Genomic DNA, 26,275 nt, shown 5'->3' with positions numbered 1-26,275 from the left:
TGCCATCTTTCCCAACCAGTTTTGTCGCCAGTATCCCGGTACTCGACTTCCTTGACGGAGAGGATGATGATGTGAGGACCGCACACGACTAGGCAATCGCACAACTCCTTGCCCCCCTTTCCAACGGGATTCGGATGAGTCCATAGCCGCAGGAAACTGCTTGAGCTCAGCCGGTTGACCAAAGCTTCTGAGGGGGTAAGGCCTGGGCTCATAGTGCTTGTGAGGCCTAACGAATAGTGTTGTCTGTCCCGCCGAGGACGTGCTGTCCAGGCGCTCTCACCGCCGGGGCGGATGAACCTGGTGGGAGAGAGCGCCTTGGCGGCGGTGCCTATGGGGATTGTATACGTGACGCGCCGCGGGTCAATCCGTGGGCACCGGGCGCCGGGCGTTACTGCGTAACGGTGATGTGGTGACCAAGTTCAACCCGATGTTGCTGGCAACGCGACGGCCCTGACCGCCAAGAACCCGGCTTGGTTACGTCAAATGTAACCCCGGCGTAACCCCACAAAAAAGCCCCGGCTTTTGACCGAGGCCAAGTGCTTGATTCTTTGGTGCCGCTGCCCGGAATCGAACTGGGGACCTACGCATTACGAATGCGCTGCTCTACCGACTGAGCTACAGCGGCACGGCGTCCAGTGTCGCCAGTGCAGGACGCGGATTCTAGCAGGGACCAAGCCGTTATGGAACCCCCCCTGCGAACGGCCTCGCACCTCCTCTGGGCCAGCCGCAACCGAGAAGGGCTGGTACGCGACCGGCGTCAGTCGAGACGCGCGAGCCGCGACTTGGCGAGCGGCGGGTTCTTGGCAAAGTACTTGCGGATGCCGGACAGGATCGCCTCGGCCATCTTGTCCTGATAGGCTTCGTCGTTCAGTTTCTTCTCCTCCTCCGGGTTGGAGATGAAGGCCGTCTCGATCAGGATCGACGGGATATCGGGTGCCTTTAGGACGGCAAACCCGGCCTGTTCGACATTCGCCTTGTGCAGGCGGTTGATGCCGCCGATTTCGCCGAGAACGGCCTTGCCGAGCTTCAGGCTGTCGTTGATCGTCGCCGTCTGCGACAGATCGAGCAGCGTCCGCGCCAGCACCGGATCCTTGACGTCGATGTTGACCCCGCCGATCAGGTCGGCGGCGTTTTCCTTCTGAGCCAGGTAACGCGCTGCCGAACTCGAGGCGCCGCTCTCCGAGAGGACGAAGACCGACGAGCCGTTGGCATCGGGCCGGACGAACGCATCGGCGTGGATCGAGACGAAAAGGTCCGACTGGATTCGGCGCGCCTTCTGCACGCGCGCCTGCAGCGGCACGAAGTAGTCAGCGTCCCGGGTGAGCACCGCGCGCATGTTCGGCTCGGCCTCGATCTTGGCCTTCAGCCGCCGGGCGACGGCCAGCGTGACGTTTTTCTCGTAGCTGCCACCGCTGCCGACCGCGCCCGGGTCTTCGCCACCATGCCCGGGATCGAGCGTGATGGTGACCAGGCGATCGACCATTGGGCGGCCCGCGCGCTTGGCCGCAGCCTTCTGCTCGCTTGGCGCCGCTTCGCTCCGGACCTCGCGCCGGCTGTCGGCCACGGCCTCGGGCCGCGCCTCGCTGCGGCTGTCTGGCCGGCTGGCCGTCCGGCTCTCGACCACCGCCTGCCCGGGCTCATTCCTGTCGATCAGCGAGAGCAGCGGATCGGGCGGATTGAGTGGATAGACGTCGAGAACCAGTCGGTGGCCGTAGCCACCGACCGGTGCCAGTTCGAACACCTGTGGATTGGCCTCCCCCTTGAGTTCCATCACCAGGCGAACGACTCCGGGCTTGTAGCGGCCGGCGCGCAGCAGGCGGATGTTGGGGTCATCGGCGGCGACCTTGCTCGCGAGGCCGTCGAGAACGCCGTTGAACTCGACTCCCTCGAGATCGACCACCAGACGGTCGGGGTCCTTGACCAGGAAATGGGTGTATTTCAGTGGTGCGTTGTGCTCGATCGTCACGCGTGTATAGTCGGCCGCCGGCCAGACCCGCACTGCCACGATTCCCACGGCGCGTCCCGCCGCGGCCTGCCCCAGCGGGCTGACCGACAACAGCAGTGACGCGCCGGTGAACTTGATCAGCCGGCGGCGGGCAACCAGCCGCTTCTCAGCGCTCGCAGACATTCTCGACCCTCCTCACTGCCGGCGACGATGTCCACCTCCCTTGCACGCTGCGCGAAACGCAGGCGCAGGACGAGGTCGGCCGCAGGCATGTACCCGGCCGCATTTTGCGGCCATTCGACCAGACAGACCGCATCGTCACGGAAATACTCGCCAAGCCCAGCATCCAGAAATTCTTCCGGAAAGTTGAAACGATAGAAATCAAAGTGATAGAAGTATATCCTCGAAATCACATAAATTTCAACCAGCGCATACGTAGGGCTTTTGACGGGACCACAATGGCCTCGGGCGCGCAACAGCGCGCGCACCAGGGTGGTCTTGCCGGCGCCCAGGTCGCCATCGAGCGCAACGACCATTCCGGGCTCGAGCAGCGGCGCCAGCGCGCCGCCGACACGAGCGGTGGCGGCGGCATCCGGCAGGTGCAGGCGGAGGGCGGACTGGTTATCATCCGGGCTATGCACGATGAGGACTCCGAGACGGGTGGGAGGCGAGCGACGGGCGACGCGCCATCATTGAGCGTCGGCGACGCGGCCGCGCTACGGCAGCAGATCAGCTCCTGGGGTGCCGAACTGGGCTTTGCCGCCATCGGCGTCAGCGGCATCGACGTGGCCGCGGCTGCACCCGGGTTGCTGCGCTGGCTGGATCTGGGACGGCACGGGCAGATGGATTATATGGCCAAACATGCAGCGCTGCGTCTGGCGCCGCAAGCGCTGCTGCCCGGTGTCCGGACGGTGATCTCGGCCCGCCTGCCCTATTGCCCACAGGCGGCGGACGCCCTGTCGGTTCTGGGCGACGACCGCCTCGCTTACGTTTCCCGTTATGCCCTCGGCCGCGATTACCACAAAACGATGCGGCGCCGCCTGCAGAAGATCGCCGCGCGCCTGCAGGAAGCCGCCGTGAAACTCGGCCGGCCCTGCAGTTGCCGTGTCTTTTCGGATTCGGCGCCGGTTCTCGAGACCGAGTTCGCACGGCAGTCGGGAGTCGGCTGGCGCGGCAAGCACACGCTCTCACTGACGCGCGAGGGGTCGTGGCACTTCCTCGGCGAGATCTACACGAACCTGCCACTGGCCGCCGACCCGCCGGCAGAGGAGCATTGCGGCGACTGCCGGCGCTGTCTCGATGTCTGCCCGACGGCGGCGATCGTCGCGCCCTACCAACTCGACGCGCGGCTGTGCATCTCGTATCTGACGATCGAGTTGCCGGGCAGCATCCCGCCGTCGCTGCGGCCACTGATCGGCAACCGCATCTACGGTTGCGACGACTGCCAGCTGCATTGCCCATGGAATCGTTTCGCCCGCATTGGTGATGCCGACTTCGCCGTGCGCAACGGGCTCGATGCGGCGCCGCTGACCGCACTCCTTGCCTGGAGTGAGAGCGAATTCGACAGTTGCCTGGAGGGCAGCGCAATTCGCCGCATCGGTCACGAGCGTTGGCTGCGCAACGTGTCGGTCGCCCTCGGCAACGCCCGCCCAGGAACCCCTGGAGTCGTCACCGCCTTGCGTGCGCGGCTCGACCACCCTTCGGCGCTGGTGCGCGAACACGTCGTCTGGGCGCTGGCGCGCCACGCGGCGGCGGTCTGAGCGACGCCGCCACCTGCCGACTCACATGTTGGGGTAGTTCGGTCCGCCACCGCCCTCGGGGGCAACCCAGCGGATGTTCTGTGTCGGATCCTTGATGTCGCAGGTCTTGCAGTGCAGGCAGTTCGAAGCGTTGATCTGCAGGCGCGGACCGGCATCCTCCTCGACGATCTCGTACACACCGGCCGGGCAGTATCGCTGCTCGGGCGATGCATACTCGCGGTAATTGACCGCAATCGCCTTGCTGCTGTCGAGCAGTTGCAGATGGATCGGTTGCTCTTCCTCGTGGGCGGTGTTCGACATGAAGACCGAAGACAGCCGGTCGAAGCTCAATTTGCCGTCCGGCTTTGGATATTCGATCGGCTGGAAGCGGGATGCCGGCGCCAGTTGCCCGTGGTCGCTGCTGCGGTCCTTGAGCGTGAAGAACATGCGGCCACCACACAGGTTCTGCTGGATCCAGTTGAAGGCACCGCCGAGGAAGGTACCGAACTTGTGCAGCGCCGGGCCGAAGTTGCGCGCCTGGTGCAGTTCGCCGTACAGCCACGACTCGCGGAAGGCCGCGGCGTAGGCAACGAGATCGCTGCGCCCCTGATCGCCGGCCTGCAGCGCCGCGGCGACCGTTTCGGCAGCGAGCATGCCGGACTTCATCGCCGTATGGATGCCCTTGATCTTGGCGAAGTTGAGCGTACCGGCGTCGCAGCCGAGCAGCAGACCGCCGGGGAAGCTCTGTTTCGGCAGGCTGTTGAAACCGCCCTTGGTGATCGCGCGCGCCCCATAGCACAGCCGCTTGCCGCCCTCTAGGTACTTCCTGATCTCCGACTGTCGCTTGAAGCGCTGGAACTCCTCGAAGGGCGAGAGGTACGGATTGGCGTAGTTGAGGTCGGCGATCAGGCCGACGACCACCTGCCGTTCATCGAGATGGTAGAGAAAGGAGCCGCCGGTGGCGCCATGTTCGCTCAGCGGCCAGCCGGCGCCATGCACGACGAGCCCGGGCCGGTGCTTCGCCGGATCGATCTCCCACAGCTCCTTGATGCCGAGACCATAGTGCTGCGCCGTCGCGCCGGCGGCCAGGTCGTAACGCGCGATCAGTTCCTTGCCCAGTTGCCCGCGCGAGCCTTCGGCAAGCAACGTGTAACGGGCGTGCAGTTCAAGTCCCGGCTGGAAGCCGTCCTTCGGCTGGCCATGCTTGTCGCGACCCATGTCGCCTGTCGCCACCCCCTTCAGCGAGCCGTCTTCATGGTAGAGGAGTTCGGCGGCGGCAAAGCCGGGGAAGATCTCGACGCCCAGCGCCTCGGCCTGCTCGGCCAGCCAGCGACAGAGCGAGCCGAGGCTGATCACCCAGTTGCCGTCGTTGTGCATCGGCGCCGGAACGGCAAAGCCCGGCAAGCGGACGGCCGAGGTCTCGCTGCGATAGAGGAAGACCTGGTCCTCGCAGACCGGTGTCGTCACCGGCGCACCCCGGGACTGCCAGTCGGGCAGCAACTCATCGAGCGCCCTGGCCTCGAAGAGCGCGCCGGAGAGGATGTGGGCTCCCACTTCCGAACCCTTTTCGAGGATCATCACCGACCAGTCCGGATTCAACTGCTTCAGGCGGATGGCTGCGCTCAGGCCCGCCGGACCGGCTCCGACAACCACCACGTCGTACTCCATTGCTTCCCGTTCCATTACCGCTCCCCATGGTTTCTCGATCGAGTCGGCAGCCGCCGCAAGCCCCCCGGCGCCTCGCCGGGCTTGTCGCCGGCAGACTGCACTGCGTTCGTCGTATACCGCAGTCAGCGGGTCCGGTCAACGACCTGAGCGGCGCGATCGGACACGACCTCGCCCGCCGGCGCCACTCTTCACTCAAGCCTCGTCGGCTGCTGGCAGATCGGGTGACGGCTGTGGCCGCAGCCGCCACTCCGGAAACTCGGCGCGAAAGTTGCTGCCGGCGCCAGGCTGCGAGTCGACCACCAGCGCCGCCTGATGACGCAACAGGATGTGCTTGACGATCGCCAGCCCGAGACCGGTGCCACCGGTATCGCGCGAGCGGCCGCGGTCGATGCGGTAGAAGCGCTCGGTCAGGCGCGGCAGGTGTTCGGCGGCGATGCCGACGCCGGAATCACGCACCGAAAAGACACCGACACCGGCGCGCAGTTTCCAGCGAACGCGGATGTCACCACCGGCCGGCGTGTAACGGATCGCGTTCGACACCAGATTGCCGAAGGCGCTGTGCAGTTCATGGCGGTTGCCGCGCAACCCCGGGCCGCCGCAACGGAACTGCAGGCGGTGCCGGCCGCCGCTGAGGCCCTCCGCCTCGGCCTGCAATTGCGCCAGCAGGTCGGCCATGTCGATGTCTTCCTCGCTGGCGGGTGCGTCGTCCGCCTCGAGACGCGACAGCGTCAGCAGATCGTCGACCAGGCTCAGCATGCGCCGCGTCTGCTCGCTCATCAGGCGGACGAATTGCTGCCGCTGCTCGGCGCTCATCGCGCTGTCGTCGCCGAAGTGCTCGAGAAAGCCGCTGACGACGGTCAGCGGCGTGCGCAGTTCGTGCGACACGTTGGCGACGAAGGTGCTGCGCATCGCCTCGACGCGCCTGGCGTCGGTGACGTCGAGACTGACCAGCAGGGTGTTGCGCTCGCCCAGCGGCACCGCACGCAGTGAATAGGCGCGGCGACGAACCGCCGGCGACAGCAGGACGAACGGGGGCTGCCCGGCCGGACTGCTCAGGTACTCGGCGAAACCCGGCGCGCGCACGAGCTGCTGGATGATCGCACCGCCATCGCGCGGCAGGCGGATGCCGAGGTGCTCGCCGGCGGCACGATTGGCCCACTGCACCTGATGGCTTTCGCTGAGCACGACCAGGCCATCGGGAACGGCATCCATGGCGTCCCTGAACGAGCCCAGTCGCGCCTCGACCTCCGCCAGTGCGCGTGCGTCGAGGCGCAGCTTGCGCGACAGCTTGCGGAACACCTCGCCCCAGGCGCCACCCGAATCAGGCACCTCGCCCTGCTGCGGGCCATCGATCCACGCCGCGAGCAACGCCAGCCGCCGCGTCTGCAGCAAGACGACGAGCAAGAGCCCGCAGGCTGCCACCACCCAGCCCCATGTGGCGCCATGGAGCGCCGCCAGCAGCAGCGCGAGGCAGACGATCGGCAGCACGCCGGTGAGAACGATCCGCGCGCACCAGCGGCTGGCGGCAGTCATGCCTCGCTCGGCGGCGTTCCTGGCTGGGCGCAGAGCTTGTAGCCGGCGCCGCGCACCGTCTCGACGACATGCTCGGCTGCCGGGCCGAGCGCGACGCGCAGGCGACGGACATGGATGTCCACCGTGCGGTCCTCGATATACACGTGGTCACCCCAGACGTTGTCGAGCAACTGCTGGCGCGAGTAGACGCGCCCGGGATTGGCCATCAGGAAGCGCAGCAGGCGGAACTCGGTCGGCGTCAGGTTGAGGCGCTGGCCGGCAACGCGCACCTCGTGCGCCACGGTATCGAGCGCCAGCGGTCCGACGGTCAGCGTGCCGGCGGCGAACTCGGGTGCGCAGCGGCGCAGGACGGACTGGACACGCGCCATCAGTTCCTTCGGGCTGAACGGCTTGACGATGTAGTCGTCGGCGCCGCCTTCGAGTCCGGCGACGCGGTCGGCCTCCTCGCCGCGCGCAGTCAGGATGATGATCGGCAGCCGCCGCGTCCGTCGCTCGCCACGCAGTTTGCGTGTCAGCGCCAGGCCCGACTTGCCGGGCAGCATCCAGTCGATCAGCGCCAGGTCCGGCAGCGTCCCGCCGAGCGCGGTCTCCGCCTGTTCGGCAGTTTCCACGCACAGCGGCTGGTAGCCACCGCAGACGAGCGTGAAGCGCAGCAGCTCCTGGATTCCCTTGTCGTCCTCGACGACGAGTACCTGCGCCCGGCCGGCATCGCTGCGCGTCATGCTTCGTCCGTCTTGCTGGCGGCGACCGAGCTGTGCCGAATGTCGATGCCGCTGACGATGTAGATCACGTTCTCGGCGATGTTCGTCGCGTGGTCGCCGACGCGCTCGATCGCCTTGGCGATCCAGATGATGTCGAGCGCCTCGCTGATCGTTCGCGGATCCTCCATCATGTAGGTGATCAACTGCCGCAGGATGGCGTTGAAAGCGGCATCGATCGCCTTGTCGGCGCCGATCACCTGCCGTGCTGCATCGATGTCCATGCGCGCCAGCGAATCGAGCGACCGCTGCAGCATGTCGCTCGCCAGGCGCCCGCAATGGTGTACATCGGACAGCCGCGGAATCCGCTGCGAACCCGCCTGATGCAGCTTCTGCGACATGCGTGCGATCTTCGACGCCTTGTCGCCCACCCGCTCGAGATCGGTGACGATGCGCGAAATCGCCATCACCAGCCGCAGATCACGCGCCGTCGGCTGCCGCCGCGCGATCAGCAGCGTGCAGTCCTCGTCGATCCCGACCTCGAGCACGTCGACCTCGCGATCGCTGCCGATGACCTGCTGCATTTCGTCGAGGTTGCCGCTGCTGAAGGCATCGACCGCCGCCAGCACCTGTCTTTCGACCAGGCCGCCCATCTGCAGGATGCGGGTACGGATGTTCTCCAGTTCGAGATCGAATTGTTTGCTCAGGTGATCGCTCATAGGGACACGGGCTCGTTTCGGGTTGCGGACAGAAGCATCGACACAGGCAGCTTAGAACGCCAATGTTACGGGACAATGACGGCACGGGCAGCTTGCGCCGGCAGCGGCAACTGGCGGCAGCGACGGCCGCCTGTCCGCCACGGCAACGCGCAGCGCGATGCCGCCTATAATCGCGTCTCCGACAACACGGACTGGCGCTTCGCCAATGGCGCATCCCCACGACTCGAACCTGCTGCTCGCGGCGATCCCGGTACTCGCCTTCGCCGGCTGCCTGCTGCCACTGCTGCTGCAGCGCTGCGGCCGGGCAGTGGCGGCGGTCGCCGCTGCGGCGGTCATGGCCGGCTGTCTCGGCCTGCTGCTGCGTCTGGCTGCGGCCGCCTTCGCCGGTCAGACGCTGATCTTCCGGCTCGCCTGGCTGCCGGCGTGGGGCCTCGACTTCAGCCTGCGGCTCGACGGCCTCGGCCTGCTCTTCTGCCTGCTGATCCTCGGCATCGGCCTGCTCGTCGTGCTCTATGCCGCCTGGTACCTGCCGGAGGAGGATCGGCTCGGCCGCTTCTACTCGATCCTGCTGCTCTTCATGGCCGCGATGCTTGGCGTCGTGCTGGCCGAGAACCTGCTGTTGCTGCTGGTCTTCTGGGAGATCACCGGCCTCTCCTCGTTCCTCCTCGTCGCCTACCGAAGCGACAGGCACGAATCCCGCATCAGCGCGCGCATGGCGCTGGCGGTCACCGGCGGCGGCGGTCTGGCGCTTTTCGCCGGCATCCTGCTGCTCGGCGAGATCGTTGGCAGCCACGAGCTGTCGGCCATTCTCGATGCCGGCGAGCGGATTCGTTCCAGCCCGCTGTACGCGCCGGCGCTGCTCCTGATCCTGCTCGGCGCGTTCACCAAGTCGGCGCAGTTTCCCTTCCACTTCTGGCTGCCGAACGCGATGGCGGCACCCACCCCCGTCTCCGCCTACCTGCATTCGGCGACGATGGTCAAGGCCGGCGTCTTCCTGCTCGCCCGCCTCTACCCTGCGCTCGGCAGCAGCGACCTCTGGTTCTGGCTGGTCGGCGGCACCGGCGCAGTGACCCTGGTCTACGCTGCGGCGATCGCGCTCTTCCGCAACGACATCAAGGGCCTGCTCGCCTACTCGACGATCAGCCACCTCGGCCTGATCACCCTCCTCTTCGGCCTCGACACCCCACTGTCGGTGATCGCCGGCATCTTCCACATCATCAACCACGCGATCTTCAAGGCCTCTCTGTTCATGGCTGCCGGCATCATCGACCACGAGTGCGGCACCCGCGACATGCGCCGGGTCAACGGCATGTTCCGCTACATGCCGATCACCGCGACGCTGGCGATCATCGCCGCCGGCTCGATGGCCGGCGTACCGCTGCTCAACGGCTTCCTGAGCAAGGAGATGTTCTTCGCCGAGGCCGTCAGCTACAGCGAGCCGATCAGCTGGGCACTGCCGCTGCTGGCGACGGTGGCGGGCATGCTCGCCGTCGCCTACTCGGCGCGTTTCGTGCATGACGTCTTTTTCAACGGCGAGCCGGTCGACCTGCCGCGCCAGCCGCACGAGCCACCACGCTGGATGCGCGCCCCGATCGAACTGCTCGTGCTGCTCTGCCTGCTGGTCGGCGTCGTACCGGCGTGGACGGTGGCGCCGCTGCTCGATGCGGCAGCGGGCGCTGCGCTGCAGGGCCCGCTGCCGGACTTCCACCTGGCACTCTGGCACGGCTTCAACAAGCCCCTGCTGATGAGCCTGCTGGCCCTCGCCGGCGGCGTCCTGATCTATGCCCTGCGCCGGCCGCTTTTCGCCTGGCAGGAGCAGTTGCCGCCAATGCACCCGCGCACCGCCTTCGAGCGTTTCTACCGCTTGCTTGCGCTCTCCGCGCGGCGCTGCGTCTTCCTGCTCGACAACGGCTCGCTGCAACGCTACAGCGCGCTGCTTTTCGCTTTCGTCTTCGTGCTCGCGACCTGGGCCCACCTCTCCGGGCCAGCCGGCGGCGGCATCAGCGTACCGGCGCTGGTCGCCGACGAGGCAGCGGTCGCCGCGCTCTGCGTCCTGCTGCTGGGTACCGTCGGCGCGACGGCGCTCTACCGCGAGCGGCTGCTGGCAGTCATTTTGGTCAGTCTCGTCGGTTTGGCGGTGACCCTCACCTTCATCCGCCTGTCGGCGCCGGACCTCGCGTTGACCCAGCTCGCGGTCGAGATGGGGACGATCATCCTGATGCTCCTGGTGCTCTATTACCTGCCGCCGCGCAGTGCACCGAAGAGCAGCGCGGCGCGCCTGTCCCGAGACCTGCTGCTGGCGCTGCTCGCCGGCGGCGGCATGGCTCTGCTGACGTTGCTGATGCTCAGTGCGCCGGTCGCTTCGATCTCCGGCTTCTACCTGCAGGAATCGGTTCCGGGCGGCGGCGGCGCCAACGTCGTAAATGTCATTCTCGTCGATTTCCGGGGCTTTGACACCCTCGGCGAGATCACTGTCCTGGCGATGGTCGCCCTCGCCTCGCAGGCGCTGCTCGAACGCCTGACGCTGCGCTCACCGGCGCACGACGCGGACGGTCGCCGCTGGGACAGGGACATGCATCCGCTGTTTCTCGCCATGCTGACGCGGCCCCTGCTGCCGCTGGCATTGACGGTCTCGGTGTACATCTTCCTGCGCGGTCACAACGTCCCCGGCGGCGGCTTCGTCGCCGGCCTGATCACCAGCGTCGCACTGGTCATGCAGTATCTCGCCAATGGCATCGACTTCGCGCAGCCGCGCCTGCCCGCGAGACCAGCACCGCTGCTGGCACTGGGCCTGCTGCTGGCAGCCGGCATCGGGGTCGCCAGCTGGCCTTTTGGCCGTCCCTTCCTGACCAGCGCGCACGGTCACGTGCAACTGCCGCTGCTCGGCGACATCGAACTGGCGAGTGCGATGGTCTTCGACCTCGGCGTCTACGTCGTCGTCGTCACCGTCGTCGTCACCATTCTGGCGGGACTCGGCCGCCTGTCGCTGCGCGCCCGCTCCGGCAACGAGGGTCCGGCCTGATGGAAGCACTGCTGGCAAGCGCGATCGGCGTCCTGACCGCCTGCGGCGTCTTTCTCATCCTGCGCGCCCGGACCTTCCCGGTGCTGCTCGGCCTCACCCTGCTCTCCTATGCCGTCAACCTCTTCCTCTTCGCCAGCGGCCGCCTGCACCTGGATGCGCCACCGCTGATCCGTGCCGGCGCCAGCTATACCGACCCGCTGCCCCAGGCACTGGTGCTGACGGCGATCGTCATCGGCTTCGGCATGACCGGCTACCTGGCGATGCTCGCGCTGCGCGCGCTGGCGGAAGCCGGCGACGACCGCGTGGACCCCGGCAAGGATTCGTGATGCACGCCCACCTGCCGATCCTGCCGATCCTCATCCCCTTCGCCGCCGCCCTGCTGCAGATGGCCTGCCCCCGCCTGGCCTGGCAGCGCGCCGTCGGATTCGCTGCCACCGTCCTGCTGCTGCTGGTCTGCGGCTGGCTGACACAGCTCAGCGACGACGGCCAGTTGCGCGTGTACGCGCTTGGCGACTGGCCTGCTCCCTTCGGCATCGTCCTCGTCGTCGACCGGCTGGCGGCGATGATGAGCCTGCTCTGCGCGGTCCTCGCGCTGGCGACCCTGCTCTACGCGAGCGCCGGATTCGACGAACACGGACAGCACTTCCACCCCCTCTTCCAGTTCCAGCTCGTCGGCCTTTGCGGTGCCTTCCTGACCGGCGACCTGTTCAACCTCTTCGTCTTCTTCGAGGTCATGCTGCTCGCCTCGTACACGCTGCTGGCACACGGGGGCGGCCTGGCGCGGACGCGTGCCGGCATCGCCTACGTCGTCCTCAACCTGATCGGCTCCGCGCTTTTCCTGATTGCCCTCGGCCTGCTCTACGGCACACTCGGCACCCTCAACCTCGCCGACATGGCCAGCCGGCTGCTCGGGCCGCAACACGACGCCGCGCTGTCGCGTGTCGCCTTTGCGCTGCTGATCGCCGTCTTCGCCCTGAAGGCCGGCTTGCTGCCGCTCTCATTCTGGCTGCAGCCGACCTACAGCGCTGCCGGAGCACCGGTCGCGGCGCTGTTTGCAATCATGACCAAGGTCGGCATCGTCGCCATCCTGCGCGTGCAGGCGGTGGCTCTGGCACCGGCGATGCCCGATCTCCTCGCCGGCTGGCTGACGCCGCTGGCGCTGGCAACGGTCGGCTTTGCCGCGCTCGGTACCCTCGTCGCCGACCGCCTGCGGGCGCTGGCAGCCTGGCTGGTCCTGCTGTCGGCGGGCAGTCTGCTGCTGACACCGGTCCATGCGAGCCAACAGGTCGTCACGGCCGCGATCTACTACCTGCTGCAATCGACGCTGACCGGCGCTGCCTTCTTCCTCGTCGCCGGGCTCATCGCCCGCCAGCGCGCCGGCTGTGGCGATTACTTCCGTGCCGGCCCGCCGGTCGCCAGCTGGATCCGGTTCGCTTTCCTCGTCGTCGCCGCCAGCGCGGCCGGCCTGCCGCCGTTCGCCGGCTTCATCGGCAAGCTGATGCTGCTGACGACCCTGCGCCAGACGCCGGCCGGAACGGCCATCTGGATCGTTCTTCTTGGCGCCGGCTTCCTGGTCATGGCGGCACTCGCGCGCCAGGGATGCATCCTGCTCTGGAAGCCGCAGGCGCTGCGCGTTGCCGCCACACCGGCACCGGCGGTCGGCTGGCGGCGGGCGCTGGCGACGCTGCTGCTGGTCGCCGCGGCGCCGCTTCTGGCGATCTTTGCGGGCCCGCTGAGTGCCTACGCGCAGCGCACGGCCAGCCAGCTGCACACGCCGGGGGCGTACGTCGCCGGCGTCCTCGGGGCGCAGCGATGAGGCGCCGCCTGCTGCCGCGACCGCTGCTCTCGTTCAGCGTCTTCGTCGTCTGGGCGCTGATCACCAACGCGGCGTCGCTCGCGCTGCTCGCCCTCGGCGCCCTGCTGGCGCTCGTCATACCGCGACTGACGGCGCCCTTCTGGCCGCAACCGCCACGCCTCGTCCGTCCGCTGTCGGCCTTGCGCTTTCTCGCCGTTTTCGCCTTCGACATCGTCACCGCCAACTGGCGCGTCGCACGGCAGGTCGTCGGCCCGCTGCATCGGCTGTCGCCAGCCTTCGTCGAAGTGCCCCTCGATCTGCGTGATCCCTTCGTCGCGACGCTGCTCGCCAGCGTCGTCTCGCTGACACCGGGCACGGTGGCCATCGACGTCGACCGGCACGACTGGATCCTGCTCGTCCACGCCCTCGACGCCCCCGATCCGCGAGCGCTCATCGACGAGATCAAGGAGCGCTACGAGCAACCACTGCGGGAGATCTTCGCATGCTGAACGCGGCCCTCGAAATCGCCTTCGTGTTCATCGCCGTCGCCCTGGCGCTGAACCTCTACCGCCTGCTGCGCGGACCCGACCTCTGCGATCGCATCCTGGCGCTCGACACCCTCGGCATCAACGCGATTGCAATGCTGGTCCTGTTCGGCATCCGCAGTGCCAGCACCGCCTACTTCGAGGTCGCGCTGTTGCTGGCGCTGCTCGGCTTCGTCGGCACCGTCGCGTTGTGCAAGTTCCTCTTGCGCGGCGACATCATCGAATGAGTCCGATCAGCGAAGCGACCGTCGCCGCGCTGATCGTGCTCGGTGCGCTTTTCGTCCTTCTCGGCTCGGTCGGCCTGGCGCGCCTGCCCGACTTCCTGACCCGCCTGCACGGACCGACCAAGGCGACTACCGTCGGCGTCGGCGCGATCCTGCTCGCCTCGGCGATCTTCTTCTCCAGTGGCGGGTCGGTGGCGATCAGCCTGCACGAACTGGCGATCCTCCTCTTCCTCTTCATCACCGCGCCGATCACCGCCCACCTGCTGGCGAAGGCGGCACTGCACCGACAGACGATGAGGAGCGACGAGGCCGACGCCGCAACACGCGCCGACGACGGGCGCCAGGCACCGGAGTGAGCGTCCGCCCCTCGCCGGCAGAGCCGGCTCCGGCCGGCGAATGCTAGAATCCGGCTGCGGGCTCAGGCCGCACCCGGGACACGCCACCGGCACGGCAGGCGCCGCGGGGAAACAACAAACGAACAACCAGGAGCAGCCCGCGATGTCCGAGGAAGGCCAGTTCTTTCGCCCGGTGAAGGACTTCTGTCAACGCCAGGTCGTCACCTGCGCACCCGAAGACCGGCTCGTCGATGTCGTCGCAGTCATGCGCGAGAAAAACATATCGAGCGTCGTCGTCCTCGAGAACCGCTTGCCGCACGGCATCATGACCGACCGCGATCTGCGCAACAAGGTGGTTGCCGCCGGCCTGGATCCGACGACGCTCAGCGTGCGCGCGATCATGAACAGCCCGCTGTCGGTGATCCGGGAAAGTGATCTGCTCTACGAGGCCCTCTACCGCATGTCGCGCCAGCGCATCCACCGTCTGGCGGTGGTCGATGGCAAGGGCAAGCTGTCGGGCATCATCACCGACAGCGACATCATCCGGCTGCAGGCGAACACGCCGCACCAACTCGTCCTCGACATCGAGCGCGCGACCAGCCTCGAGGAACTGCGCAGCGTCTTCGAGCGCATCCAGGGACTGGTCCTGCACATCAGCGACGGCGGTGCGGGGACGCGCAGCGTCCGCGACCTGGTGCGGATGATCGCTCATCTCAACGACCAGGTCCTGCTGCGCCTGATCGCCCTGCTGCGCCAGGACCGCTTCGCCGACCTGCCGGCGCGCTTTGCCCTCGTCGTCCTCGGCAGCGAGGGTCGCGGCGAGCAGACGCTGCTGACCGACCAGGACAATGCGATCGTCTATGGTGACGAGCTCGGCGCCGATGAGGTCAGCCGCATCGAGGACTTCGCGCAGCACCTCATCGAATCGTTGACCGCCATCGGCATCCCGCCGTGCCCCGGCGGCATCATGGCGAGCAACAAGGAATGGCGGCGCAGCCTCGGCAAGTGGCGCGATCAGCTCGCCCGCTGGTTGCAGGCGCCAACGCCGAAACATGTCCTGAGCTGCGGCACCTTCGTCGATATCAGGACGATCTTCGGCGACCCGTCGTTCGAGCAGGAACTCAAGGATCAGCTCTACACGCACGTCCCGCGCGACAAGCTGTTCCTCATGCGAATGGTCGAGAACACGCTGCGCTTCGCGCCGCCGATCGGCTGGTTCGGCCGCATCAAGGCGGAGAGCGAGGGCGCGCATTCCGGCATGCTCGAGATCAAGAAGGCCGGCATCTTCGCCATCTCGGAAGGCGTCAAGGCACTGGCGATCCAGGCCGGCAAGCTGGAAGGCAGCACGCACCAGCGGCTCGACATGCTGGTCAGGGACAAGGTGGTCAACCGCAAGATGGCGGCCACCATTTCCGAAAGCTTCGACTTCCTGGTCCTGATGCGCCTGCGCGCGCAGGTGGAAGCCGTGCGTGAGGGACGCCCGCCCGACAACTACGTCGTGCTCGAACGACTCAACACGATGGAGCTCGGTCGCCTGCAGCTGGCGCTCAAGGGGGTCGAGAACTTCCAGGCGTTCATCAAGGGCCACTTCGCCCTGCATCTGCTGCGCTGACCGGCAGCCACGATGCCGCTCATTCAGAAGATGCCGGCGTCGACATCGTCGTCCTTCTTGACACCCGGCTTGCGTCCGCGAGCGGGCGTTGGCGGATCGCAGGAAAGGCGACAACTGATCCCTTCGATCTTGCGACCCTCGATGAAGCGCGTGACCCGGCAGCAGATCACGTCTCCCGAAGCGGCAAGCTGGGCGATCTGCTCGCGCAGTTCGGCAAGCGGAATGCGCAACGCTTCCGCCATATCAACGTCGAGCTGCTCGGCATGGGCTCGCAGGTAAGCAACAATCGTTTCGGTCATCAGACACCCCCAAGAAAACGCACCTGCCGATGCGGGAAGGCTGCAGTTTGCGCCAGCGAAGCCGTTCTGGCAATTCCTTCCGCGGGCGCCGGCATGGCCCTGCAGCTTGCCAGCGGCATGCGCCTGCCAAGCCCTGCACTGGCCCGAACCGCGAGCTGCCGGATGCCCACACGCGATCGCCACTGCCCACAGCACGCTCGCGACGGCCACCGGGACGGCTGCTGGCGCGCGCCAAGCAACCACATGACGCGCACTGCGAGGGCTGGATTCTAGCGATTGCGCAGCGGCTGTCAATTCCGATGCTGCGCTGCGGCAAGGGACGGCTGCCAAGGGTACAATCACGCTTCGTCGGCAAACCAGGATCACGCGGCATGCAGGAACAGACCCTCTACCTCCTGCTTGGCGGCGAGACGACCGTCGCCAGGCTTTGCGACCGCTTTTACGAGCTGATGGCGCAGGTACCACAGTTCGCCACGATTCGTGCACTGCATCCGGACGACCTGCAGTCATCCCGCGACAAGCTCTTCATGTTTCTCTCCGGCTGGCTGGGCGGGCCCGACCTCTATGTGCAGCAGATCGGCCACCCGATGCTGCGCCGCCGACACATGCCCTTTGCCATCGGCGAGGAAGAGCGCGACCAATGGGTGGCCTGCATGCTGCTGGCCATGGAGTCGACCGGCATCGAGGAGAGCCTGCGGGAAAAGCTGCTGGCGGCATTCTTCAATACGGCTGACTTCATGCGCAACCAGCCGGGCCCCGTTCAACGGTAGCCGGTACCGCCGCCGCCATCCGCAGCAGCGGGTCGGGGCGGCCGTGCTAGAATGTCGGCCCTTGTCCAGAGGCCTCAGCCGACATGTCCCGTGCCGTTCGCAACATCGCCATCATCGCCCATGTCGACCATGGCAAGACCACCCTGGTGGACAAGCTCCTCGTACAGGCCGGCAGCTTTGCCGCGCACCAGCACATCACCGAGCGCATGATGGACTCGAACGAGCTCGAGAAGGAGCGCGGGATCACCATCCTGGCCAAGAACCTGGCCGTGGACTACGCCGGAATCCACATCAACATCGTGGACACCCCTGGCCACGCCGACTTCGGCGGAGAGGTCGAGCGCGTCCTGTCGATGGTCGATGGCGTCCTGCTGCTGGTCGACGCCGTCGAGGGGCCGATGCCGCAGACGCGCTTCGTCACCAAGAAGGCGCTCGCCCTCGGGCTGAAGCCGATCGTCGTCGTCAACAAGATCGACCGCGATGGTGCCCGCCCCGACTGGGTCGTCGACCATACCTTCGACCTCTTCGACAAGTTGGGCGCCAACGACGAGCAACTCGATTTTCCGGTGATCTACGCTTCGGCGATCAACGGGCACGCGACGCCCGACCTGGCGAAGCCATCGCCCGACATGCGGCCGCTGTTCGACGCCATCCTGCAGCACGTGCCGCCACCGCAGGCCGCCGGGATCGACGGCCCGCTGCAATTGCAGATCTCGGCGCTTGACTACTCGAGCTACGTCGGCCGCATCGGAATCGGTCGCCTGCAGCGGGGTCGGCTGAGACCGGCGCAACAGGTGACGGTGATGTACGGCCAGGCGGACGCGGCAGGCCGCTTCGAACATGGCGCGCCAAAGGGCGCCAAGGTGAATCAGGTTTTCGGTTTTCGCGGCATGGAACGGGTCGCGATGGACGAAGCGGTGGCGGGTGACATCGTTCTCGTCACGGGCATCGAGGATCTGTCGATCGGCTGCACGATCACCGACAGCGAGAAACCAGAGGCGCTGCCGATGCTGAAGATCGACGAACCGACGCTGAACATGACGTTCATGGTCAACAACTCGCCGCTTGCCGGCAGCGAAGGGCGCTTCGTCACCAGCCGGCAGATCGGTGAAAGGCTGCGCAAGGAACTGCTGACGAACATGGCGCTGCGCGTCGAGGAGACCTCCGACACGGACAGCTTCCTCGTTTCCGGACGCGGTGAACTGCACCTGACGATCCTCCTCGAAACCATGCGCCGCGAAGGCTATGAGCTTGCCGTCGGGCGCCCGCGGGTGATTCTCAAGGAGATCGACGGCGAAGTCTGCGAACCCTACGAAATGCTCACGCTCGACGTCGAGGAGTCGCATCAGGGTGCCGTGATGGAGGCGCTCGGCTACCGTCGTGGCGACCTGCAGGACATGTCCGCCGACGGCCGTGGCCGCGTCCGCCTCGAATACCGGATTCCCGCCCGCGGCCTGATCGGATTCCAGGGCGAATTCATGAACATCACCCGTGGCACCGGACTCATCAGCCATGTCTTCGACGAGTACGCAGCAGTCAAGGGGGACATCCCGGGGCGCCGCAATGGCGTCCTGATCTCGGCCGAGAAGGGCGAAGCGGTCGCCTACGCCCTGTGGAAGCTGCAGGACCGCGGCCGCATGTTCTCCGTCCCCGGCGACAAGCTGTACGAAGGAATGGTCATCGGCATCCACAGCCGGGAGAACGATCTCGTGGTCAATCCGATCAAGGGCAAGCAACTGACCAACATCCGCGCCTCGGGATCGGACGAGGCTGTGCGGCTGGTACCGGCAGTGGCCCTGACACTCGAATCGGCGGTCGAATTCATCGCCGACGACGAACTGGTCGAGATCACGCCGAAGAGCATCCGCATCCGCAAGCGCCTGCTCACCGACAACGAGCGCCGGCGTGCGGCACGCGAGGCTTAGCGGCGGCCGCGGTCGCCGCTGACCGACCGCCCGACCGCCTCCGGCCGGCAGGAGAACGCATGAACGCAACCCGACCCGCTGGCCTGATGAGGGGCAGCGACTACCGTGAATCCTTGCGCCGTTACCGGCCGAAGGTCTATCTCGACGGCCGCCGCCTCGACTCGGTAGCCGACAGTCGCGAGCTGCAGCCCGGCATCAACGCCCTCGCCGTCACCTACGACTTCGCCCACGATCCGCGACAGGCGCCGCTGATGACCGCACTGCAGACGAGCCGTGGACGCACGGTGAATCGCATGCTGCACATCGACGAGTCGGCCGCTGACCTGCTGAACAAGCTCGAGGCAGTGCGCCTGCTGTGCCAGGAGACCGGCTGCGCGCAGCGCTACCTGGCACACGACGCGCTCAATGCGATCAACCAGCTCTGCGCGCGTGCCGACGCCGCAGACGGCAGCAATGAGCGACGGGCACGCTTTGCCGCGTACCTCGAGCACGTCCAGGACGGCGACCTGGCGCTCGGGATCGCGATGACCGACGCCAAGGGCGACCGTTCACTGCGACCGTACCAGCAGGCAAGCCGCAACAGCTACGTGCACATCGTCGAGCGCCTAACCGCCGGCGTCGTCATTTCGGGCACCAAGGCCATCGTCACCGGTGCGCCCTACATGCACGAAATCCTCGTCATGCCAAGCCGCAACATGGGTCCGGCCGACGCCGATTTCGCCATCTGCTGTGCCCTGCCCGTCGATGCAGCGGGACTGACGATGATCGCCCGCCCGGCCGGACGGCCCGGTGAGAAGCTCGAACATGGTGCCGCTCCGTTCTCGCGCCGCTACGGTCAATCGACAGCCGTCCTCGTCTTCGACCGCGTCTTCGTCCCCTGGGACAGGGTATTCCTCGCCGGCGAGTGGGAGCATTCGGCCTCGCTGACCTACGCCTATGCCACACACCATCGACACAGTTGCATCGCTGCCCGCGCCGGCTTTGGCGATCTCCTGATCGGCGCCGGCGCGCTGATGTGCGAGGCGAACGGCTTCGATCCGGGGACGGAGGCGAGTCTGCGCGAACCGATGGTCGAGCTGATCAAGATCACCGAGGGCTTCTTTGCCTGCGGCGTCGCGGCCAGCGTCTATGGCGCTGCCGACCCGCACAGCGGCAGCTTCATGCCCGAGCCGGTCTTCGCCAACATTGGCAAGCTGCTGCTGGCGACCCAGATCTACGACATGCACCGGCTGGCGCACGAGGTCTCCGGCGGCCTGATCGTCGCCCTGCCCGGCCCTGACGAAGACCACAATCCGGCGACTGCAGCCACGCTGGCCGAAGTCCTGCGCGCCAATCCGGACGTTCCCTACGACCGGCGGATCGAAGTCGCGCGCTTCATCGAAGACCTGACGGCGTCGTACCAGGGCGGCTGGTACTCGGTGATCAGCCTGCACGGCGGCGGCTCGCCGGCGGCGATGAAACAGGAGATCTGGCGCAACTACCCGCTTGGCAGCAAGGTCGAGCTGGTCGAGCGGCTGCTCGAGCGCGGTGTCCTGCACGACGAGTCGCGTCCGATCACGCGCAACAGACAACCCGGACGCTGCTGCGCTGCCGGCTGCTCGCTCCCCGGGCAGGCGATGATGGTACCCCTGCCGGTGACCGCCGGTTGCCACCCGACTTGCGCTGAGGAAGAGCCAGCCGCCGAGTAGGCGAACCCGGCCGTGTCAGCAGCACGACGACCATGCTCGCGAGATGGTAACATGCGAGCCGCGCCAGGTCCGTGGGGCGCCGCCGGCGGAACGACGCGGCGCTCACGGCAGCCGGCGCCGACATCAGCAAGGGAGAAGAGAACGATGCACAAGGCATACAGGCTGCTGCTCCTGGCAGCACCGGCGCTGTTCGCGGTCACTTCGGCAGTGGCGAAGCAGGGGCCGGATCAGTACCCCAACGGTTCCGAGAACTTCATGGCTGGCGCCCTGCCACCACCGGGAAACTACTTCATCAACTACCTCGGCTATTACGAGGGCGACTACCGCGACAACAAGGGCGACAAGGTCCGCGGCCTGAGCGTCAGCGCCACCTTCGATGCCCTGCGCTTCATCCACGTCACCGGCCACAAGATCCTGGGCGGCGACTGGGCAGTGCATGCCATCGTGCCGGTCGCATACCAGCGGCTGCACACCCCGATTCCCGGCATCGGGTCCGGCAGCACCTTCGGCCTCGGCGACATCGTCATCGACCCGATCATCATTGGCTGGCACTTCCCGCCCGACTGGCACCTGACGGTCGGCCTCGACATCTATCTGCCGACCGGCAAGTACGACGCCAATGATCCGACCCAGAGCATCGGCGCCAATTACTACAGCTTCGAACCGATCGTCGCTTTCACCTACCTGAACCAGAGCGGCTTCGAGGTGTCGGCGAAACTGATGTACAACATCAAGACGAAGAACAACGACACCGACTACCACTCCGGCCAGGAATTCCACATGGATTACCTGGTTGGCCAGCACTTCGGCCCCTGGGGAGTCGGCCTCGCCGGTTATTACCTGACACAGACCACCGACGACGAGGTCGCTGGCCGCAAGGTTCCTCCCGACGGCCGTCGCGGCAAGGTCTTTGCCTACGGACCCGCGGTCCAGTACAACCACAAGGGAACGAGCTTCATTGCCAGCTGGAACCACGAAGTCGGCGTCGACAACCGCTTCCAGGGCAACAAGTTCTTTCTCAAGCTCGTCACCGGGTTCTAGGGAGCCTGCGGCGATCGGCCGGCGATCGTCTACCCCTCATCGGCTGCCTGCCGACCGCCGACAACGCGCAGCCGCTCCCCGGCGGCGGTTGCGGGTGGCACCAGGCGCAACAGCAGCACCTCGTCGCCAAGCACGACGAGTTGGGCTGGGCGACGATTGTCGCCGGTATCGCTGTACTCGAAGTCGTACGTCCGTCGCAGGCGAAGCCTTCCCTCGCCGTCACGCTGCAGGCGCAGATGCGCCAGCGCCACCGTGTCATCGAGCAGCAACAGCCCATCGGCAGCGCAGGCGACGCGTGCCGCGTGCATCGCCGCCGCCCGCGCCTGGAAGCCGTCGAACCAGAACCAGCCGGCGAGCAGCAGAAGGCCCAGGCCCAAGATCTCCAGCCAGGGCATCATCGACTCTGCGGGCCAGGCAGGTACGAGGCGAACGTTGCTCGGAGCCTGCCCGCCGACCGACGCCGCAGCCGCCGCATCAGGCAGGCGGCCGCGCGGCGCCGCCTGCCTCCGGCCCCTCCCGGTCCAGCCGCCGGCTGTGGCGAACGAGGCTGCCACTCAGTTGCTCGATGATCTCCGACGCAGCGTTGACGATCTGCCGCGGCCCGAGACCGACACGATTCATCTCCTTGTAGAACGAGCGCGCGATGATGCGCGCCACTTGGTCCGGGTTTGGCAGCGGGCTCGCCAACGCCTGTCCGATGTCCTTCTCTGCCAGGTCGAGGAGCGCCAACTGGGCGAAACGGGAGTTCAGCAGACCCTGCAACTGGCGGATCTGGATGGCCTTGCCGACCAGCAGCGCGACAATTTCCAGCAGGTGCAGGTCATCCAGGCCGAAAGCACGTCCGGTGCGATGCGCGCTGACGTTGAGAACGCCGATGACCGAGCCGGCATGGCGAACGGGTACGCAGAGCAGGCTCTTGCGCGGGTCGTCCGCTCGCCGCGCGCAACTCGCGAACTCGGAACGGTCGATGTCGGTGACGAGCAACGCTTCGCCACTGGCGGCGACGCGGCCGGCGATGCCTTCGCCGGCCCTGACATCCTCGAGGTAAGCGCGCTCGGGGAGCGGCCCAAAGCTGGCACAAACCCGCCAGCGAAGCTGCGACTGCTCGTCCTCACTGCGCAGCATCAACGAGCAACGCTCGCTGTCAAGTATCCGCGCGGTCGTTTCGGCCAGTCGCTGCAGGCTGTCCTCGCCACCTGCCTCTTCGAGCAAGCCGGCAAACTGCTTCAGTCGAAGCAGAAGGTTCTCTGTTGCAGCCATCGACGTACCATTTCGCGAGTGCCGCCGCGAGAAGCGGTGGCAGGGGTCCATGCAGCGTCAGTGCCGGAAGGCTCATCGCTGCGGGTCGGGGCCGCCGGCAGCTGCAGCGCGGTGGCCGGCTTCGATTTCTCCGGCAACGACGTCGAAGATGCCGCGCAGCCGCGGATTGAGGTTGGCGACCACCTGCGCCACGTCGATCATCGCCGGAACACGCAGGCCTCGGTGCTCGGCTGCCGCACCGATTTGTCGGTTGCCGATGCCCAAGTGATTGAGATGGCGGGATAGACGCGGCTCGACGAGAAGGAAGAGCGTATCCAGTCGATGGCGCTCGGCGATGACGAATACCGCCATGTAGAGGCCAACGAGCAGATAGGGAAAGCGCGGCTGCTCGGCGGTACCGAAACTGGAAGCGAGCAGTGTGCCGGGTGAACCTTCCTCGCCTCGCCGCCGTCGATAGTCGCGGACAATGGCCAGGCGGGAGACCTCGGCGATCCGATCCCGGCTGCCGGCGAGCCGATCCATCAGCACACGGTCCAGCGTCTCGCCACAGGTCAGCTCGAATGGCAGGCGCTGACTGGCCGCCTCGTCCGTGCGACCGAGAACCAGGCGCACGCAGCCGGCAAGCCGGCCGGACGGCTTGCTGCGGGCAAGGCAATGCAGCGAATGCGCGTCATAGGCATCCGTCTCGAGCGCATCGCTCCGCCGCTCCTCCCAGCCGAGATCCTCGCAATAGACCTCGTGCCGCAGGCGGAAGGTCTGCTCCTGCTCTTCCCTGCTCAGCGCCGGCAGCATCTCGAAGTACTTGCTGAAACCGGCGCCGGTATCGAACGGGTCGGGTAAACCGCTCATCGCCAATCGCCACCGCCGCAAACCGATAGCTGCCTCGTTCGGGGAAACGACCGCCGCGCGGCAAGCCAGCGAATGGCCGGCTGGGGGCGCTTGTGGCCATGGTCGCGGCTCACGGCCGCCCCGCGCGCTGCTGTGGCTGCGCCTCGCCCGGCAGCAACCTGTCCGAAAGCGCTTCCTGATCGTCACCCACCAGAAAATACCGGTAGAGGCTCCTGCCGGCAGCCGGATCGTTCTTCCTGCCGCCGTAAAGTTCGATCTGCCGCGCCGCCACCTCATAGTCGAGACGCAGCAGCACTGCCGGCGCGTTGACCCGCGGGCAGTGCCGCTCCTCGCCGATACAGACGAAGTTGGCTCGACTGACGTAGTAGTCGACATGTCTTGGATTCACCTCGATGATCGCATCGGTGAAGCCGTCTGCTTTGGCAAAGGTGTAGAAGACGTTCATCAGTGCGGCGACGACCTTTCGCGAATCCACGAAGCCGCGATCGATCGCCAGCCTGCTGTACTCGACCAGCCGCCGTCCCTCCCTTCGCAGTCGATCCAGCTCGGCAGGATAGAGCTCATCCGCCAGCAGGCCGCCGGGGCCATCGAAACGCAGGGTCGCCGTACCGACCGGCAGGCCATCATTTCCGTAGACCAGACCGGTGATCGTCAGCGCTCCCTCCTTACGGGCCAATGTTGCATCACCGCTCAGCTTGTAGCCTCGCCAGCCGTACATCTTCTCGACCAACACGGTCGCTGACCGCCGACGTTCCGGACTGCTGCCTGCAAGCCGCAACTTGAAACGCTCACGCTCCACCCGGGAAACGTGATCGGCAGCCAGCGACGGGCGCTCGAACGACATCGGCCGCGTCCGGTCCATGACGGAAAACTCCATGACCGTCTTCTGGATGTCGCTGGGCATGGGAGCAGTGCTCACGGGCGCCACCTGGCGTCCGATTCCCAAGGTCTCACCCAGTCGTCGAATCCACTTCACGCGTTGCTGCCTCCTCCGGTCACGGAGATCCGATGTTCATCCATCGGGACATCGGCCGGGCTCCGTCTTCAACACCACATCCGCTTCCCCAGTTCCCTTCCGCACATCGAGCATCGCTGCGCCAATAGACGATAGCGGCAGTCGGGCCCGTAACGTAAGGTTGCGCCGCGATGTCGCAATACAACGAGATGACGAGCGAACTCTGGCACAAAAAGGAGAGCCAAGCAAGCACTGATGGCACCCCTAGCCCTGCCCTTTACCCGAAAAATTAGGACTGGACCTTCTTGATCGAACCGATTATGGTTCGGTATGAATGAGCAAAACCAAGTCAAGCGAGCGCTGAGACAGCAAGCCTCGATTGAGGTTATCCGGGAGCTGTTGGCGGGCAAGGAGCATCGAAGTTTATCCTCGGTTGCCGAGTCGATTTGTCAACACTTCGGCTTGCGTGATGCCCGCGGGCGTAGCCAGATCGCAGGCTGCGTCAAGGCGCTGCGTGAGTTGGAGGGGGCGGGGCACTTCGTTCTGCCGGCACCGATGCGCAAGCGCCGTACGGCAGCAGGGCCGCGGCGTCTGGGTCAACCCGTTGATGGGGCGATGGACGTGCCGACGGTGCTCGCAGAGCTTCGTGGGCTGAGGCTGGTCCTCGTTGAGACTCTCGATCTGATGCGGGTGTGGAACGAGTTGATGCTGTGCGAGCATCCGCAGGGGGCTGGGCCTTTGGTGGGGGCGCAGATGCGCTACCTGATTGGCTCTGAGCATGGCTGGCTGGGCGGCTTTGGTTTCGGGGCGTCGGCGCTGCATCTGGCCGACCGAGAGCGATGGATCGGCTGGAGCGATCATGTCCGGCGCCAGCACCTGCACGGGGTGATTGGCATGAGCCGCTTTCTCATCCGCCACTCGGTGCACTGCCCGAATCTGGCCTCGCACGTGCTGGGGATGGTCTTGCGGCGCGTGGGTGCGGATTACGAGGCCCAGTACGGCTATCGCCCTTGGCTGGTGGAGAGCTTTGTGGACACGCAGCACTTCATCGGCACCAGCTACCGGGCAGCGAACTGGCTGGAGATTGGCCAGACCAAAGGGCGTGGCCGACAGGATCGCTTCAACGAGAACGCGAAGACGGTCAAGGCCATCTACGTCTATGAACTCGAGCCCGATGTACGCGCCCGCCTGGCCGCCATTGCCGAACCGCTCCAAGTGACTGCGCTGCAGATCAGCGAAGGTCTGGAGGGGGACGAGTGGGCGGGCCATGAGTTTGCCGGAGCGAACTTGGGGGACCGGCGCAGCAACAGGCGTCTGGCCGACTTTGCCCGCACGATGGGCGAGATGCCGGGGCGCGCGTTCTGCGGTGCCGCGCAAGGAGACAAGCCGGCGATCAAGTCGTACTACCGGCTGATCGAGCAAGCCGATGACTCGCTGGTCACCATGCAGGCGATCCTGGCCCCTCACCAACGGCGCACGGTGCAGCGGATGAAGGCGCAGTCGACGGTACTCTGCGTTCAGGACGGGACCGAGCTGAACTATTCTGGTCTGGTCCAGTGTGCCGGGCTGGGCGTCATCGGCAGCAACCAGACGGGTGCCCAGAGTGGCGGACTGCACCTGCATTCGACGCTGGTGCTGACGACCCAGGGCCTG

Annotated in this window: 23 protein-coding genes, 1 tRNA gene and 1 pseudogene; 13 read left to right on the top strand and 12 right to left on the bottom strand. The window is 66.4% G+C overall.

Going from position 1 to position 26,275, the window contains the following annotated elements; translation table 11 throughout:
• Positions 1-549 precede the first annotated feature (549 nt).
• The 3 genes from V5B60_RS12345 to tsaE all read right to left on the bottom strand — a co-directional run bounded on the left by V5B60_RS12345 (position 550) and on the right by tsaE (position 2,586).
• Positions 550-625: transfer RNA gene (locus tag V5B60_RS12345), tRNA-Thr, on the bottom strand.
• A 132-nt stretch (positions 626-757) separates the two neighbouring features.
• A complete protein-coding gene (locus V5B60_RS12340) occupies positions 758-2,128 on the bottom strand; it encodes an N-acetylmuramoyl-L-alanine amidase (protein WP_332347273.1) in 1,371 nt (456 codons plus the stop codon).
• Positions 2,083-2,586 carry a tRNA (adenosine(37)-N6)-threonylcarbamoyltransferase complex ATPase subunit type 1 TsaE gene (gene tsaE, locus V5B60_RS12335; protein ID WP_332347272.1) on the bottom strand — a complete coding sequence of 168 codons (504 nt, stop codon included), beginning with the start codon at positions 2,584-2,586 and terminating at the stop codon, positions 2,083-2,085. The genes V5B60_RS12340 and tsaE overlap by 46 nt, the downstream gene beginning before the upstream one ends.
• A gap of 51 nt (positions 2,587-2,637) precedes the next feature.
• On the opposite strand from tsaE, the gene queG reads away from it, so the two are divergent.
• Positions 2,638-3,705 carry a tRNA epoxyqueuosine(34) reductase QueG gene (queG, locus tag V5B60_RS12330; protein WP_332347271.1) on the top strand — a complete coding sequence of 356 codons (1,068 nt, stop codon included), beginning with the start codon at positions 2,638-2,640 and terminating at the stop codon, positions 3,703-3,705.
• Positions 3,706-3,726: 21 nt separating this feature from the next.
• On the opposite strand, the gene V5B60_RS12325 is transcribed toward queG, so the two are convergent.
• From V5B60_RS12325 to phoU, 4 genes are all read right to left on the bottom strand, one after another.
• Positions 3,727-5,367, bottom strand: a complete 1,641-nt coding sequence (locus tag V5B60_RS12325) for an electron transfer flavoprotein-ubiquinone oxidoreductase (RefSeq protein WP_332347270.1) — start codon at positions 5,365-5,367, stop codon at positions 3,727-3,729.
• Positions 5,368-5,544: 177 nt separating this feature from the next.
• On the bottom strand, positions 5,545-6,885 hold the full coding sequence (gene phoR / locus V5B60_RS12320; protein WP_332347269.1) for a phosphate regulon sensor histidine kinase PhoR: 1,341 nt from the start codon (positions 6,883-6,885) through the stop codon (positions 5,545-5,547).
• Positions 6,882-7,607 carry a phosphate regulon transcriptional regulator PhoB gene (gene phoB / locus V5B60_RS12315; protein WP_332347268.1) on the bottom strand — a complete coding sequence of 242 codons (726 nt, stop codon included), beginning with the start codon at positions 7,605-7,607 and terminating at the stop codon, positions 6,882-6,884. The genes phoR and phoB overlap by 4 nt, the downstream gene beginning before the upstream one ends.
• On the bottom strand, positions 7,604-8,302 hold the full coding sequence (phoU, locus tag V5B60_RS12310) for a phosphate signaling complex protein PhoU (RefSeq protein WP_332347267.1): 699 nt from the start codon (positions 8,300-8,302) through the stop codon (positions 7,604-7,606). The genes phoB and phoU overlap by 4 nt, the downstream gene beginning before the upstream one ends.
• Positions 8,303-8,531: 229 nt before the next feature.
• On the opposite strand from phoU, the gene V5B60_RS12305 reads away from it, so the two are divergent.
• The 7 genes from V5B60_RS12305 (at position 8,532) to V5B60_RS12275 (ending at position 15,835) form a co-directional block, all read left to right on the top strand.
• Complete coding sequence (locus V5B60_RS12305) at positions 8,532-11,324, top strand: monovalent cation/H+ antiporter subunit A (protein ID WP_434735375.1); 2,793 nt, start codon at positions 8,532-8,534, stop codon at positions 11,322-11,324.
• Complete coding sequence (locus V5B60_RS12300) at positions 11,324-11,650, top strand: Na+/H+ antiporter subunit C (RefSeq protein WP_332347265.1); 327 nt, start codon at positions 11,324-11,326, stop codon at positions 11,648-11,650. The genes V5B60_RS12305 and V5B60_RS12300 overlap by 1 nt, the downstream gene beginning before the upstream one ends.
• A complete protein-coding gene (locus V5B60_RS12295; protein ID WP_332347264.1) occupies positions 11,650-13,140 on the top strand; it encodes a monovalent cation/H+ antiporter subunit D in 1,491 nt (496 codons plus the stop codon). Before V5B60_RS12300 ends, V5B60_RS12295 begins: the two co-directional genes overlap by 1 nt.
• A complete protein-coding gene (locus V5B60_RS12290) occupies positions 13,137-13,628 on the top strand; it encodes a Na+/H+ antiporter subunit E (RefSeq protein ID WP_332347263.1) in 492 nt (163 codons plus the stop codon). The genes V5B60_RS12295 and V5B60_RS12290 overlap by 4 nt, the downstream gene beginning before the upstream one ends.
• Positions 13,622-13,891 carry a K+/H+ antiporter subunit F gene (locus V5B60_RS12285; protein WP_034942408.1) on the top strand — a complete coding sequence of 90 codons (270 nt, stop codon included), beginning with the start codon at positions 13,622-13,624 and terminating at the stop codon, positions 13,889-13,891. Before V5B60_RS12290 ends, V5B60_RS12285 begins: the two co-directional genes overlap by 7 nt.
• The gene (locus V5B60_RS12280; RefSeq protein WP_332347262.1) at positions 13,888-14,244 is read left to right on the top strand and encodes a Na+/H+ antiporter subunit G; all 357 of its coding nucleotides are present in this window, start codon (positions 13,888-13,890) and stop codon (positions 14,242-14,244) included. The genes V5B60_RS12285 and V5B60_RS12280 overlap by 4 nt, the downstream gene beginning before the upstream one ends.
• Positions 14,245-14,386: 142 nt before the next feature.
• The gene (locus V5B60_RS12275) at positions 14,387-15,835 is read left to right on the top strand and encodes a DUF294 nucleotidyltransferase-like domain-containing protein (protein WP_332347261.1); all 1,449 of its coding nucleotides are present in this window, start codon (positions 14,387-14,389) and stop codon (positions 15,833-15,835) included.
• A 23-nt stretch (positions 15,836-15,858) separates the two neighbouring features.
• Here the strand turns inward: V5B60_RS12275 and V5B60_RS12270 are convergent, their stop codons facing one another.
• The gene (locus V5B60_RS12270; protein WP_332347260.1) at positions 15,859-16,134 is read right to left on the bottom strand and encodes an ArsR family transcriptional regulator; all 276 of its coding nucleotides are present in this window, start codon (positions 16,132-16,134) and stop codon (positions 15,859-15,861) included.
• 371 nt (positions 16,135-16,505) lie between these two features.
• On the opposite strand from V5B60_RS12270, the gene V5B60_RS12265 reads away from it, so the two are divergent.
• The 4 genes from V5B60_RS12265 to V5B60_RS12250 all read left to right on the top strand — a co-directional run bounded on the left by V5B60_RS12265 (position 16,506) and on the right by V5B60_RS12250 (position 21,558).
• Positions 16,506-16,904, top strand: coding sequence for a group II truncated hemoglobin (locus V5B60_RS12265; RefSeq protein WP_332347259.1), 399 nt, complete (start codon positions 16,506-16,508; stop codon positions 16,902-16,904).
• 83 nt (positions 16,905-16,987) lie between these two features.
• Positions 16,988-18,829 carry a translational GTPase TypA gene (typA, locus tag V5B60_RS12260; RefSeq protein ID WP_332347258.1) on the top strand — a complete coding sequence of 614 codons (1,842 nt, stop codon included), beginning with the start codon at positions 16,988-16,990 and terminating at the stop codon, positions 18,827-18,829.
• Positions 18,830-18,888: 59 nt separating this feature from the next.
• Positions 18,889-20,517, top strand: a complete 1,629-nt coding sequence (locus V5B60_RS12255; RefSeq protein ID WP_332347257.1) for a 4-hydroxyphenylacetate 3-hydroxylase family protein — start codon at positions 18,889-18,891, stop codon at positions 20,515-20,517.
• Positions 20,518-20,661: 144 nt separating this feature from the next.
• The gene (locus tag V5B60_RS12250) at positions 20,662-21,558 is read left to right on the top strand and encodes a SphA family protein (RefSeq protein ID WP_332347256.1); all 897 of its coding nucleotides are present in this window, start codon (positions 20,662-20,664) and stop codon (positions 21,556-21,558) included.
• Positions 21,559-21,587: 29 nt separating this feature from the next.
• Here the strand turns inward: V5B60_RS12250 and V5B60_RS12245 are convergent, their stop codons facing one another.
• The 4 genes from V5B60_RS12245 to V5B60_RS12230 all read right to left on the bottom strand — a co-directional run bounded on the left by V5B60_RS12245 (position 21,588) and on the right by V5B60_RS12230 (position 24,586).
• Positions 21,588-21,956: a DUF3301 domain-containing protein gene (locus tag V5B60_RS12245; RefSeq protein WP_332347255.1), complete on the bottom strand. Its 369-nt coding sequence runs from the start codon at positions 21,954-21,956 to the stop codon at positions 21,588-21,590.
• 76 nt (positions 21,957-22,032) lie between these two features.
• Positions 22,033-22,818, bottom strand: a complete 786-nt coding sequence (locus V5B60_RS12240) for a GAF domain-containing protein (protein ID WP_332347254.1) — start codon at positions 22,816-22,818, stop codon at positions 22,033-22,035.
• 72 nt (positions 22,819-22,890) lie between these two features.
• Positions 22,891-23,667 carry a PEP-CTERM/exosortase system-associated acyltransferase gene (locus tag V5B60_RS12235; protein WP_332347253.1) on the bottom strand — a complete coding sequence of 259 codons (777 nt, stop codon included), beginning with the start codon at positions 23,665-23,667 and terminating at the stop codon, positions 22,891-22,893.
• Between the two features lie 109 nt (positions 23,668-23,776).
• Positions 23,777-24,586, bottom strand: a complete 810-nt coding sequence (locus V5B60_RS12230; protein ID WP_332347252.1) for an N-acyl amino acid synthase FeeM domain-containing protein — start codon at positions 24,584-24,586, stop codon at positions 23,777-23,779.
• A gap of 366 nt (positions 24,587-24,952) precedes the next feature.
• Here V5B60_RS12230 and V5B60_RS12225 point away from each other — a divergent pair.
• Positions 24,953-25,984: pseudogene (locus tag V5B60_RS12225) on the top strand (Druantia anti-phage system protein DruA); the annotation flags it as partial.
• Between the last annotated feature and the right edge of the window lie 291 nt (positions 25,985-26,275).

Source organism: Accumulibacter sp. (assembly GCF_036625195.1).
GTDB lineage: Bacteria > Pseudomonadota > Gammaproteobacteria > Burkholderiales > Rhodocyclaceae > Accumulibacter.
Note: the sequence above shows the minus strand (reverse complement) of the source record. Positions and strands in the feature narration are given on the sequence as shown.